Consider the following 13877-nt stretch of genomic DNA (forward strand, 5'->3'; position numbering starts at 1 on the left):
CGCTCTGTCCATGAGCAAGGCCCCCGCTACGGTAGCCGCGCCGACCCCCAGCGATTTCGTCGGACGACAACTGGAACTGGAGCGGGTCGGCCGATCGATCACCAATTCCGCCGGGCTGGTGACTTTGATCGGTTCGGGCGGAATCGGGAAAACCCACCTTGCGGTGGAAGTCGTGCACCGGATTCGCCGGACCGCGCGGCTGCCGGTGTACTGGGTTCGGCTGGCGCGACTCGACCGAGGCGCCGACGCGAGCGAGATCGGGGACGAGATCGCCCGAGCGGTCGTGGAACTCGACTACTCGGGGCGCCCGGCCGGGCAGGTACTGATCGCGACCCTGGCCCGTGTCGCAGCGTCCGGCGCACCGCCGATGTTGGTCCTGGACAACTGCGAACATGTACTCGACGGCGTCGCCACCGTCGTCGGCGAACTGCTCGCCGCAGTCCCGGAACTGCGTATTCTTGCCACGAGCCGGGAGCCCGTCGGCTGGGCCGACGAACGTCTGGTGACCGTGCCCCCGCTTTCCCGGTCGCAGGCCCTGGACCTGCTCCGGCGGCGCGCGGAAGCACTGGGAGTGCACCTCGATCCCGACGACACCCGCCTCGCGGAGCAGATCTGCCGGCACCTGAACTACCATCCGCTCGCCCTGCGGCTGGCCGCGGCACGGCTGCGCCATCAGCCACTGCCGACGATCCTGCGCGAAGTGAGCGGGGAGACCGCCGACCGGCGGCTGCGCTGGGCGCCGGTATCCCGGGACGGCGCCGGTGACCGGCACCGCGGCCTCGGGCAGGTCATCGGCTGGTCCTACGACCTGTGCGAACCGGACGAACAGTTGCTGTTCGAACGCCTGTCGGTGTTCGCCGCCGGATGCGACCTCAATCCCGAGGACGCGGCCGGATCGGTGAACCGCTGTGTGGGAGTGGACCGCGAAGCGGTCGAAGCGGTCTGCGCGGACCCGGTTCCCGGCGGCCTCGCCGTGGCGGATATCGAACGGCTGCTGGAGCGATTGGTCGACCGCAGCCTCGTGTCGATTCATCTGGGAACCGATACCGCGCATTACTCGCTGCTGGAGAACTTCCGGGTATTCGCCCGGCAGCAGTTGCAGCGGCGGGACCCCGCCGAAGTCGGCCGGGCGGCCGCCCGGCATCGCCGCTACTACCGGGACCGAGTGGCCCGGGCGCGTCTCGGCTGGCTCAGCAGTGATGAGCAGAATCTGCTCGGCTGGGCGCGAGGCGCCTGGGACAACCTGCGGTATGCCGTCGAAGGCAGTCTCGACGAGCCCGGGGAAGCGGCGATCGGCCTCGAGATCGCCGGCGGGCTGATCGCGCTGCGGCTCCCGTTCTTCATCGGGACCCTGCGTGAGGCCCGGTCGCTGGCCGAGCGGGCACTGGCAGCCACTCGCGCCCAGGATCACCCGCTCAGCGGAGCGCAGATCGCGGTCACCGCGCTCGTCGGCTGGGTGAGCCTGTGCCAGGGGCAACCCGATACGGCCGGACGCCGGTTGGACGAATGCATCGCGGCCTGCGTCACCGATCCGGCCGTCCGCTCGGCCGCGGCCGCGGATCCGGATGTCGACCTGGGCCTGCCCCCGGAGGTCGAATACCTCTGGGGCAGTGTATTGCTGCTGGAGGGTTGCGATACCCGCGCGACGACGGTGCTGGCCCGGGCGCGGGCGAAGTTCCTCACCGCGGGCGACCCCGGCGGCGCCTCCATGAGCCGTCTGTTCGAGGCCCTGGCCGCCGCCTTCCACGGCGATTCCGACTCCGCGCTGGAGGTGAGCCGCGCCTACCTCTGGTACGCCACCGGCACCGGCGCCGAATGGGTGCTGTCCTGGGCCGAACTCACCCGGGCGATCGCGGCGGCGGCCCACGGCGATCCGGCCGAGGCCACCGCGATGTTGCGCTCGGCGCTGACCCGGCAGGCCGCGATGGCGGAACACTGCGGCACGACCTGGAGTGTGCACATCCGCACCTGGGTCCTGGCGCGGTTGATCCGCGACCGCGCGCCCGGAGCCCGCGATTCGGCAGTCGAGATCGCCCGGCTCAGCGGCGGCGCGGCCACGCTGCGTCACCGTCTGGGTGTGGATCTCGAACCGCTGCGGCCGTTCGCCGAGCGCACCGCGGCCGCGGTGGATACAGCGCGTACCACGCTGGGCGCGCCCGCTTTCGATATCGCATTTCGAGAAGGAGAAGCCCTCGACGCGGGAGATGTCGTGCGGCTCGCGCTCGGCACACTGTCCCCGCCGGTGGCTGTCGTGGACGACGCGCCACCGCCCGACCGGCCGGCGCGGTGGCAGCAGCTGTCCGAGGCGGAACACGAGATCGCGATCCTGGCGGCGGCGGGATGGACCAATGCCGCGATCGCCGCCCGGCGGAGAAGTTCGCAGCGGACCGTGGATGCGCAGGTCGCCGCCGTCCTGCAGAAACTGGCGATAAGGTCGCGGACCGCGATCGCCGATTCGGTGCCCCACGATCAACGGGACCGGTTGCGCGTGGAAAGTGACCGCCGCCCTCGCCGTCGCTGACGGGGCGGCGCGGCACACCGGTTGCCGTGCCCGGGTATTCACCCGGTGCGCGGGCGAACGGCCGGCGCCGGCGCGCCGGTATGTCGTCCGGCCCCGGATCCCACGGGCCGAACGCACGACCCTGGCGCCACCGCCGGTATCCGCACTATGGTGAGAATGACACGTCATTCCATAAGTGACGATCGGTTCCCGAATGGTTGCCGCCGGGCGAAGGAGTACACAGTGACAGGTATGGCCGGACTGCGGAGAAAAGACCCCGACCTGCATGGTTCGACTGTCGTCGTCACCGGCGGAGCGCGCGGGATCGGCGCCGCCACCGCCACCGCCTTCGCGAGCCGCGGCGCGCGGGTGTGGATCGGCGATATCGACGCGGCGGTCGCCCAGACCACCGCACAGTCGGTGCCGGGCGCACGCTCGGCCGCCCTGGACGTGACCGACCGCGATTCGTGGACCGCCTTCCTCGAACGGGTCACCGCGGAATCCGCCCGGCCGGTGGACATCCTGGTCAACAATGCCGGCGTGATGCCGGTGGGCGCATTCGACCGAGAGGACGACCGCACAACGGACCTCATCCTGGATGTCAACGTCCGTGGCGTGCTCAACGGGATGCGCGCGGTCGTTCCCGGCATGATCGACCGGGGCAACGGGCATATCGTCAATATCGCCTCCATGGCGGGCATGATCCCGCTGCCCGGCATGGTGACCTACAACGCCGGCAAGTTCGCGGTACTCGGCGCCTCACTCGCGGCCAGGCGTGAATACGACGGCACCGGCGTCACGGTCTGCGCGGTACTGCCGGCCGCCGTCCGCACCGAACTGGCCTCCGGTGCCCGCCTCGGTGGCGCGCTCCCCACGGTCGATCCGGAGGATGTCGCGGCGGCCGTCGTCGCCACGGTGCGCACCCGCGCAGCGCGAACCTCCGTCCCAGGCTGGGTGGCGCCGGCCTGGGCAATCGTCGACGCCTTCGTTCCCGAAGCCGTCGAGAAACTCGCACGACGCCTGGTCGGCGACCGGCGGGCACTCGACCTCGACACCGAGGCCCGGCACGACTACCTGGCGCGTATCGACCGGCAGGCACAGGCGCATCACGAGGGGACGCGGTCGTGACCCGGCGCGCCCTCGTCATCGGCTGCGGCGGGACCATCGGCGGCGCCTGGTCGGTGGCCGCGCTGGCCGCGCTGGCCGACCACCTCGACTGGGATCCCCGGGAAGCCGACCTCCTACAGGGCACCTCCGCCGGAGCCGAACTGGTCACACTGCTCGCCGGTGGGTACGGCGTCGGCGATCTGGTCGATATGCACACCGGCCGGGCCACGGATCCCGTTCTCCGGCGCCATATCGCCGCCACCCCGGCGAGCCTGCCGCCGATTCCCGTGCCCCTTCCGCCGGCCCCGGGCAGCCTGCTGCGAAATCGTGGCGGACACAGCCGGATCACCGGTATCGCACCACGCGGGCGGGGCGACGCGACATGGCTCCAGCAGCTGGCCGATTCGGTCGCCGGCGCCGACGGCCGGCTTCCACATCCGGGAGCGCGCCTGGTCGCCTACGACCCCCGCCGCGACGAACGAGTCGTATTCGGCGCCCCCGGCGCACCCGAAGCGACGGCCGGGGAGGCCTTACGTGCCTCCTGGGCCGTTCCCGGATGGATGCCGCCGGTCCGCATCGAGGGAAGGGATTTCGTGGACGGCGGGGCCGCGTCCACGGCCTCCGTCGATCTGATCGGCCCCGGCGCGGCCCTCGAGATCTATGTCATCGCGCCGATGGCCTCGGCACCCGGCGTCCGCGCGCCGGGCCTCGGCGGCCTCGCCGAGCAGAAGCTCTTGCGGAACCCGATGTCGGCGGTCCTGCGCCGCGAGACGGACGCGGCCCGCGCAGCCGGTCACACCGTCGTGACGATCATGCCCGGACCCACCGATATGCGCGGGCTGGGATGGAATTTCATGAACCGGCGCCATCGCCGCGCCGCCTTCGAGTCCGCGCGCGCCCACGCGCCCGAGGCGGTCCTGCGGGCACTGCACTCCGCCGGTCGTCCGCCTCGCCGGATCGGATAGCGGTACGCGGGCGCGGCGGTGGCGGTGGCGGTGGCGGATCGGGGCGGCCAGCGGGTTCATTCCGCGAGCGGCCCGTGCCGATCCAGGTGCGAATAGGTGTACCCGGTGACGACGAGGCAGACCCCGGTCGCCGTGATCAGCATCGCCCAGCCGGCGACGAGCAGGCTCAGCACACCGCCCGCCAGCGCGCCGAGCACAAAGCTCGCGTACAGCAGGAAGTAGCCGAGCCAGTCCGCGTAATCACCGCCGCTGGCATGGCGTTCGATCCCCTGCCCCAGCTTGACCAGCGTCCCGGTCACATAGCTCAGCGGTATCGACACCTCGTCGCCTGCGAGGAAAGAGGTATTGAGTGCGCCGACACCGAACGCGACGAAAAGTATGGGGACGAAGTCGATATCGTTCGGATTCCCCCCGAACAAGAGCAGATCCGTTCCGGCCGCGAGTGCCAGGCAGACGGTGGTCAGCAGGGTCGGGCCGTGCGGATGCCTGGCCCAGTAGCGGCGACGGCATCGGGAGGCCACCACGACCCCGGCCACGAACGCGGCGATCAGTCCCAGTGCGGCCGCGGCCATATCGGACTCGTTCCGGAAATAGCCCAGAACCGCGCGCTCGGTGTTGCCTGTCATGAAGGTGACGAAATACCCCGCGGTGTGGGTGAACGCCGCCGCGCCGATGAGCCCGGCCAGCGCGGCGAGCACCCACGACAACCGCGCGTCGGCATCGAACAATGCTGTCCTGCGGGATATTTCCGGTTTCGGCACGGGCCGGATCCTTCCGGGCGGGAGAGTTGCTGCGGCCGATCGGCCGGTGATCACCGGGTGGGCACTCGGGAGACGTCGGGTGTCACGGTAGCCCGCGTCTCCCGATACCCGGCCGACCTCGGCCGATACGCTGTGTCGCCGGCGACGGTGGTGACCGCGCCGCCCGGCTCCGCAGCACCCGGAACCGACTGGACCGGCGGCCGATAGGCGGCGGGTTCGAGTGATCGGCCCGATCAGAATTCGAAGGACCGCGTCACCGCGATCAGTTCACCGTCCTCCCGGATCGAGGGCACCGAATCGCCGGGGCGGGGCCGGAAACCGGGGGCTGCGGCGAGATCGTGGGTTTCATCGATCGCGGTCACCCGGATGTGGGTGGCGCCGGGCGTGCGCACCGTGAACTCGACACCCGCGGCCGGTAGATCGCGGAAGCGGATCTCCCCCGGCCAGGTACCGGCCCGGACCCCCGAGACAGTGAGTTCGACCGGTGCGGAGCCCGGGACAGCGGCGATCACCCGGTCGACCCGGTGATCGATACGCAGCACCACCGAGGTCGCCGCGCGCGGGGACCGCACACGCATCGAGACGGTCTCGCCGTCGCGTCGCTGCACTGCTACCTCAGGGCCGGGTAGCAGCACGGTTTCCGCCGGACCGGTCCACACCCGGCCGCGGGCGTAGCCCGGCGAGAGGCGCGAAGCGTCGGTGTCCCGCAGGAAATCGCGCGACCAGCCGGTGGGCTCGGGATCACTGCTCACCCAACTCGCCGCACCGGTATCGGCGTTCAGCACATACGCGAGATGGGTGCGGCCGGGATGCTCGGGGTCGGCGGTGTCCACGACAGTTCCCGCGCCGATCAGCAGAATCGTCGCGGCTGCCGCCGCAGCCGGTGTCCCGACAGTGGCCCGGCGACCGGTGGTGGCGTCCGGGCACAGCAATTCGATCAACGGCAGCACCATCAGTCCGAACAGCGCCGCACCCGCCGCCGCGACCGCACCGAAAGTCAGGCCCATTCCACCGGACAGATTGCCGGACAGTGGCGCCAGCAGCGCAGCGGACACTACGCAGCCCAGCGTGAACACTGTCACGGGCCACAGACTCCACCGCACCGGCAGCGCGGCCGCCAGCGCGCCCAGTGCCACGGACAACGTCGGCAGCGCGAACAGGAACGACATCCCGGGTGCCACTGCCGCGCACACCACTGCGAACACCGCAGGCCATACCCAGGCACCGACCGCCGTCGCGACCGCCCCCAGCCTGCGCCGCGCCGGCAGATACCAGGCGAGCACCGCTGTCGCGGCCAGCGCGACGAGAGCGCATTGGTAGATCTGCGGGCGATGCAGCAACCCGCCCATCCGGTCGTATTCGGGACGCAGCCACACCAGCACCCACCACAGCGACTGCCCGAGCAGGGCCGCCGCGGCCAGCGGCACCGCCCCCGCCGCGATAGCGAGAACCAGCTGCCGGGCCCCGGCCGACCGCCGGCGGTAGGCGGTGATCGCCACCGCGCCGACCAGAAACAGTGCCAGCAGTGCGATCGGCAGGGTCAGCGCGTTCGAATAGGTGATCATGACACCGGCGAGGCGGAAGTACGTCGCATCGTGGTCGGATGCCAACTCGGCCAGATCTGTTCCACCCAGGGCCTGCGTGAGGTGGAGCATGTTCTCGCCGTGGTGTTGCAGACTGCCCGGATCCAGGGCGGCGATGGTGTCCCGGGCGGTGTGATAGTGGGACGACTTCTCGATATAGGCGAAATTCAGTCCGGTGAGTCCGGCTTGCGACAGCACCGTGAAATCGGTGGAATTCGGCATCTTCCGGTACAGCTCCACCAGCGACGAATCGCCTCTGGGATGCGGTACGGCATCGGCGAACAGTGCGACCAGCGCGGCATTGTCGGCCGAGGTCTCGAACATCAGCGACGGGCCGGCGACACCGCGCGCCTCCCAGTTGAGCACCACCGCGTCCGCTGCAGGGTTTTCCCGGGTGAACACGTCGGCACCCAGCAGGCCGTCTTCCTCGCCGTCGGTGAACAGCAGGACGAGGTCGTTGCGCAGGCCGCCCCGGCCGGCGATCATCGCGCCCACCTCCAGTGCGGCCGCCACCGCGGCCCCGTCGTCGGAGGCTCCCGGCCCGGTGGCCGCCGAATCGTAGTGGGCGGCCAGCAGGACGGTCCCGGTGGAGTCGCGGCCGGGCAGCGTGGCGATCACATTGTCGACCCGGCCGAATGTCGCCAGTCCCCGCGACGCCCGTGCCCCCACCCCGTGCTGGATTCGTACCGCGAAACCCGCCGACGCCAACTGCCCGGTGATGTATTCCCGCGTCCTGTCACTCGCCGCACTGCCCAGAGGCCGTGGCTCGGTCGCGATCCGGTGCAGATGAGTCATGGCCCGTTCCGCGCTGAACCGGTCGGGCACCGACGCGGGAACCGGCTCCGGGCCGCGGTCTTCGGCGACCACGGTGGCGGCCGCCACCACCACCAGTACGAACAGCGCCGTCAGCCCCGCGATCACCCGGTGTGGGGCTTCGATCAGTCTTGTGATCACGATGCGACCCTATGCATCCATATTTCGCCGGGCTCGAACTGATCCCAATCGTTGACAGTTCCGGCTCTCGCGCGGCGGCCTCCCCCGGCGAAGACACCGGACGCGCCCGGCCACCGGTAATCGATCCCCAGGCGGATCCCGTGCCGATCACTGCGAGCCGGATCGGCTGCGCCGGGCACCCACCCCGGCGGCCCCCTCGCCCGAACCACGCGTTGTCCTGTGCACCACTCGCGTACGCACAGGAAACGGGAGACGATGACACCGAAATTACATCTCGGCGTGGCGCTCGACGGAGCGGGCCGGCATCCGGCCGCGTGGCGGGAGCCGAATTCCCGGCCGGCCGAACTCTTCGGCCCCCGCTATTGGACGGATCTGGCCGCTACGGCCCAACGCGGTCTGCTCGACTTCCTGACCATCGACGACAGCCTCGCGGTACCCGGGGACCGCCACGCGTCGGCCGACAGCGCCCTCGACCGCGTCCGGGCCAGGATCGACGCCCATCTGATCGCGGCGCGGCTCGCACCGGTCACCCGACATATCGGGCTCGTACCGACAGTGACCACCACCCATACCGAGCCGTTCCATGTCTCCACCGCCCTCGCGACACTCGATCACACCGCACGCGGCCGGGCGGGCTGGCAGGTCAGGGTCTCCGGCACGGCGGCCGAAACCGCGCATTTCGGCCGCCGGCCGCTTCGCGAACTCACCGCCGCCGAACTGGCAGAGGTCCGGGCCACGGGCACCTTCCCGGGTTTCGTGCACGACCGGTTCGAAGAGGCCGCCGATGTCGTGGAGGTCGTCCGGCGGCTGTGGGACAGCTGGGAGGACGACGCCGAGATCCGCGATGTGGCCACCCGGCGGTTCATCGATCGCGCCAAACTGCACCGCATCGATTTCGAGGGCCGGTATTTCAGCGTTCGCGGGCCGTCGATCACGCCGCGACCGCCGCAGGGACAACCCGTGGTGACCGCACTCGCGCACGCGCCCCTGGTCTACGAATTCGCCGCGCGCAGCACCGATCTCGTGTTCGTCACGCCCACTCGGGCGACCGGTCCCGCGCCGATACTCGGCCAGGTCGCCGCGGCGACGGCGAAGGTCGGCCGCACGGGCGAACGACTGCGCGTATACGCGGACCTCGAGATATTCCTCGACACCGCGACCGCGACCGGGCCACAGCGCCTGGCTCGGCTGAACGACGCGGCCGGGATCGAATACACCTCCGATGCCGACGTTTTCGCGGGGAGCGCCGACGAACTCGCCGAGCTGCTCATCGACTGGAGTGCGCAGGGCATCGACGGCTTCCGGTTACGGCCCGGAGTCGCGGTCGACGATCTGACCGCAGTCACCGACAGCCTCGTTCCGGCCCTGCAGCGGCGCGGTGTCTTCCGCACCGGCTATCCGGACGGCTCCCTGCGCGCGCTGCTCGGGCTGCCCACCACCGTCCCCAACCGCTACGCGAACGCCTGAGCGAGGTAATCATGAGCACTCCCCGTAAACAGGTCATCCTGGGCGCCTACCTCGGCGGCGTCAATCACCACACGGCATGGTGGCATCCCGAAGCCGGTAGCCAGATCGATTTCGACAGTTTCGAACACACCGCGCGGACCGCCGAACGTGGCCGATTCGATTTCTTCTTCCTCGCCGAAGGGCTCGCGCTGCGGGAACGCGCGGGTGAGATCTTCGACCAGGACATCATCGGCCGGCCCGATACCTTCACAGTGCTGGCTTCGCTGGCCGCGGTCACCGAACATCTCGGTCTGGCGGGAACGATCAACGCGACCTTCAACGAACCGTACGAACTGGCCCGCCGGTTCGCCAGTCTCGATCACCTCTCCGGCGGGCGCGCCGCCTGGAATGTGGTGACCTCGTTCGACGCTTTCACCGGCCGGAACTTCCGGCGCGGCGGATTCCTGGATCCGGCCGATAGGTACGTCCGCGCCGAGGAGACGTTGAACGCGGTACGCGCGCTGTGGGATTCGTGGGAGGACGGTGATCTGGTCGCGGACAAGGGGTCCGGCCGGTTCCTCGCCCGGGCGCAAGCCGGGACCTTCGCCTTCCACGGCGCACAATTCGATATCTCGGGCCGGTTCACCGTACCGCGAAGTCCGCAGGGTCGGCCGGTGATCCTGCAGGCCGGTGTTTCGCCGCAGGGCCGAGATTTCGCGGCGGCCAACGCCGATGCGATCTTCTCCCCCTACGGCCGGCTCCCCGAAGCCGCAGAGTTCTATCGCGATATCAAGGCGCGCGCGGTGGCCGCGGGCCGGGCGGCCGACGATATAAAGATCCTGCCCTCGGCGAGTTTCGTACTCGGCGATACCGAGGCCGAGGCGGTGGAGAAATACCATGCCGTCCGCAACGAACAGGTCACCGGACAGACCGCGTTGATCCTGCTCGAGCAGATCTGGAATCGCGACCTGTCCGGCTACGACCCGGAGGGTCCGGTACCCGATATCGATCCCGACCCCGATGCCGCGCCGATCATCCAGGGGCGCGCGTTCCTGCACCAGGATCGCTTCGCCACGGTCCGGCGCCTGCGCGAGGTGGCCGAAGCGAAGAAACTCTCCCTGCGTGAAGTGGTGATCGACCAGTTCGAACGCGGCCCGCTGGTGGGCACGCCGGCCCGGGTCGCCGAACAGATCGACACCTTCGTCCAGGACAACGGCTCGGACGGTTTCATCCTCGGCTCCCATCTCGTGCCCTGGGGATTGGACGAATTCGTCGACAAGGTCGTTCCGCTGTTGCAGGACCGCGGAGTACTGCGTACCGAGTACACCGGGACCACGCTGCGCGACAATCTCGGATTGCGGAACGCGTACGCGCGTCCCGATCAGGCCGAGGTCTCCTCGGGCCTGGCCTGAGCCATCTTCAGCAGTGCTCCGTGCAGCGTGGTGGCCGGTTCGCCCGCGCGTTTACCGTGCAATTCGAATTCGGCGAAACCGTCGATCAGTGCCCGGCGCGGGTCCAGCAGACCGTTTCCGATATTCGGGCCGCCGTTGAGAGAACCGGCCATCAGGATTCGCCAGGCTTCCTGGCGGGCGCGGTAGCCGCCCGCTTCGTCGAGCGCGGCGGCGAATGCGCGGACCACCGCCGTGTACACCGGCCGGTCGGCGCCCCCGGCCCGGCGGAACCGTTTTCTGGCCGGGCCGGCCGTGCTGACGCCGGTGCCGGCCAGCTCGGCCTGCTCCAGCGTGATCCAGACCTGCGGAGCGTCGACCGGACTGGGCTGGTGGGCGTTCTTGCGCTCCCGGCGGATCGTGTCCTCCCGCTGTTCGGCGATTTCGATGCCGTACAGCGGAACGGTGTACTTTCCGAACAGATCGTCCAGGGCGGTGGCGATCTCACGAACCACCTCGGTATCGGTCACCGCGGCGTCGAAACCGCGGCTCTCCAGGCCGTGCCGGCGAGCCATATCGCGGGCGAGACGGATCACCTCGGATTCCCGCCCCCGCCGCACCACCGGCAATACGGTCAACTTCTCGGGGCCCGATGCCGGATCCGGCTCGGCCACCCGAACTTCCGGTGTCGCGCGGGTGTCGGGTGGACGCAGCTCACCCACCAACTGCAGGGGTGCCGCCGACCGCGGCGCGGCATGCGCGTCCGACGGCCCGGGCGGATTGTCCGTCCCGGCGGCATCGGCCCCCACGGGCGCGCCGCGGTCCGTCAGCAGCGACAGCCCGGGTGGGGATTCGCCGGACGGCGGTCCCGGCGGGGACCGATGGACCGTTTCGTCCTGCGTGTCGATCGGAGGCGTCCCGGACGACGCGCCGGACACCTCGCTCCGGTGTCCGGACGACGGTGGCTCCGCGGCCGCCGGCTCGCTCCCGGTTTCCGGGGAGACAACCGGTGGTGCGGCCGTATCCACCCCATCGTGGGCCCGGGGTCGCCGCCTATCCGGTGAACCGACCGTCGCGAGGTGGGCCACCGCGGCGAACAGTGAGTCGGGCAGCGGCACACCGCGCTCCGACGCCGTGGCCCCGACCGGCTGACCGCCGCCCGGGGCGGGCGCCGGCTCGGCGTCGACCTCGAAGAGCTTCGCCGCCGGACGGGCCTCGCGCGCCGGACCGGGTGGCTCCGCGGCCATCCGTGGCGGCGGTCCGGGTTGCGGATCGACCGGGGCGGGTCCGTACAGCGCCCCGCCTGCCGCACCGGCGGCCTCGTACGACCGGGCACTCGGCGTCGGATCGGCCGTGGGCGACACCTGCGCGGCACCCGCGTACTCGATCGCCGCCGCGGTGACCGGCGCCACCGCCGGGGGCAACGGCGGCGGCGCCGCGGGCAACGGAGGTGCTGCCACGGGCGACGAAGTCGGCGCGACAGGCGCCGGGGATGGCGCGACAGGCTGCGGCGGTGGCGCGACAGGCGCCGGGGATGGCGCGATCTGCCGGGCGGCCACATCGGTGGCGGCCGAAAGCGCAGCGGTGGCGGAAAGTGCAGCGGTGGCCGCCTTTCCGGGCGTCGCGGACGGTCTCCGGGCCGCGGCGTTCGCTCGTTTCCGTGCCCACGGGCTCGCGGCCGGTTTGCGGACGGCACGCGACGCGTCCGGCGTCGATTCGGCGCTGCCGTCGCGGTTCTCGGCCGGCCCGTCCGTGGTGACCACCGCGGTCAGGTCGGTGACCACGGCGATCCCGTTACGGGCTTCGCTCTGCTCGGCGGTGACTATGGCCGCCTTCAGCTCCCCGGCGATCCGGGACGCCTCGGCGATCAGCGTTTCCAATGTCGATACCAATGCGCGTAATTCGGTCGCGTCCACCTTCGGGTCCTGGCTCACCGATATCTCCGCATATCGTCACAGCAGGCGGGCCGCACCGTGCACCGGTTCGGCCCGCATCAACGGTATGACGCACACTGACATACAGACATTTTGTAATGTTGCGGTTCGCCACGCGAACCATCACGGCTCTCCCCGTTGGGAAGGTCCCGGACCGGCCCGGTGAACCGGGACAGGCAAGATGGGTCGGATGGGCGAATGCGCCGCGTACAGCGGCGGCGCCGATCCGCTCAGAAGATCAGGGCACCCAACGCCCACAACACACTGGCACCAGCCGCCACGGCCGCAGAGCCGAGACCGATTATCGCACTCATGACATTTCCCTCTTCCTCCGAAGTGTTATTCGGATCGTTCTCCGGCAAACTGCAAAAAGACGAAGCCCTCCGAACCGGGGATGCGATCGACGAACCTCCGAAATACGTTACCGACAGGGCTGTCGTACGAGTGGAAATCCCCTTTCTGCGGAGAGTTCGCTTTTTGCAGATCGGCATCTGTGGTCAATATATTCAGGATCTTCTCACCCAGCCTCCGACTGCACTGACGAATTTGTCGATCGGGCACACTTCAGCTCCAAAATAATTTCAGCTCCAAAATAATTCGGACACTTACGACATCGGGCCACCCCTCCAGCCGCCGCGCCCACCTGGTTTCCGCGCGCAGATCATGCCGATGAACTGCACAGACAATCACCGAGAACCGGCGGCCCGCACCCGGCGGCCGCCTACCCGTGTGCCGGGGTCACCGCCCGGCGACAGCCCCGAATTGTTAGAAATCGACCCCGGCAGTAACGAACCGGACGGCGCAGACTCTGCACCGATCCGTATCGAAAATCGATTCCGACCGCCGCGCACGAAACGGCAGGTCCGATTGTCACGATCGACCCCCGGGGAATGGATATCGAATTGAGAAATATATCGTTGTGAGTGCGATTCTAAATCGTCGCAGGCTTCTTTTCCGGAGCGGGCGAAACGCAGTTCTCGGAGACCATCGGCGAGCCGATCGGGCGAACTGCCGAAACGGTCCCGTAGGAATTCCGGCCCGGCCCGTCCGCGCGGATTCGACCGCGGCCACCGGCGACCGTATCGCGGAATCCACCCCCGAGACAGGCACAAGGCCGCGCCGGGTGCGGCGGCGCGGGTTCTGCGAGGATGGGTGCGTGGTCGAGTTGCCCGACGAGGAAGCCGTATCGCACCGGCCCCGGCCCGGGGCAACGGCTGAGGAGGATCCCCGAACGTTTCG

At 69.8% G+C, this 13877-nt stretch carries 8 protein-coding genes; 5 read left to right on the forward strand and 3 right to left on the reverse strand.

The annotated features are described in order from the left end of the window. Positions 1-10: 10 nt before the first annotated feature. The 3 genes from ACWCPQ_RS03390 (at position 11) to ACWCPQ_RS03400 (ending at position 4572) form a co-directional block, all read left to right on the forward strand. The gene (locus ACWCPQ_RS03390) at positions 11-2521 is read left to right on the forward strand and encodes an ATP-binding protein (protein WP_449894142.1); all 2511 of its coding nucleotides are present in this window, start codon (positions 11-13) and stop codon (positions 2519-2521) included. Between the two features lie 231 nt (positions 2522-2752). Further along, positions 2753-3628 carry an SDR family oxidoreductase gene (locus tag ACWCPQ_RS03395; protein WP_449894144.1) on the forward strand — a complete coding sequence of 292 codons (876 nt, stop codon included), beginning with the start codon at positions 2753-2755 and terminating at the stop codon, positions 3626-3628. Next, positions 3625-4572 carry a patatin-like phospholipase family protein gene (locus ACWCPQ_RS03400; protein WP_449894147.1) on the forward strand — a complete coding sequence of 316 codons (948 nt, stop codon included), beginning with the start codon at positions 3625-3627 and terminating at the stop codon, positions 4570-4572. The genes ACWCPQ_RS03395 and ACWCPQ_RS03400 overlap by 4 nt, the downstream gene beginning before the upstream one ends. 56 nt (positions 4573-4628) lie before the next feature. On the opposite strand, the gene ACWCPQ_RS03405 is transcribed toward ACWCPQ_RS03400, so the two are convergent. Beyond that, entirely contained in the window at positions 4629-5333 is a 705-nt protein-coding gene (locus ACWCPQ_RS03405; protein ID WP_449894148.1) for a YoaK family protein, read from the reverse strand. A 233-nt stretch (positions 5334-5566) separates the two neighbouring features. After that, a complete protein-coding gene (locus tag ACWCPQ_RS03410; protein ID WP_449894149.1) occupies positions 5567-7870 on the reverse strand; it encodes a M28 family peptidase in 2304 nt (767 codons plus the stop codon). Positions 7871-8125: 255 nt separating this feature from the next. On the opposite strand from ACWCPQ_RS03410, the gene ACWCPQ_RS03415 reads away from it, so the two are divergent. Together ACWCPQ_RS03415 and ACWCPQ_RS03420 are read left to right on the forward strand one after the other, a co-directional pair. Beyond that, complete coding sequence (locus ACWCPQ_RS03415; RefSeq protein ID WP_449894151.1) at positions 8126-9337, forward strand: LLM class flavin-dependent oxidoreductase; 1212 nt, start codon at positions 8126-8128, stop codon at positions 9335-9337. An 11-nt stretch (positions 9338-9348) separates the two neighbouring features. After that, on the forward strand, positions 9349-10728 hold the full coding sequence (locus tag ACWCPQ_RS03420; protein WP_449894154.1) for an NtaA/DmoA family FMN-dependent monooxygenase: 1380 nt from the start codon (positions 9349-9351) through the stop codon (positions 10726-10728). Here the strand turns inward: ACWCPQ_RS03420 and ACWCPQ_RS03425 are convergent. Beyond that, positions 10698-12638, reverse strand: coding sequence for a hypothetical protein (locus ACWCPQ_RS03425; RefSeq protein ID WP_449894156.1), 1941 nt, complete (start codon positions 12636-12638; stop codon positions 10698-10700). The two genes, ACWCPQ_RS03420 and ACWCPQ_RS03425, sit on opposite strands and share 31 nt — an antisense overlap. Positions 12639-13877: the final 1239 nt, after the last annotated feature.

Source organism: Nocardia sp. NPDC001965 (assembly GCF_053594175.1).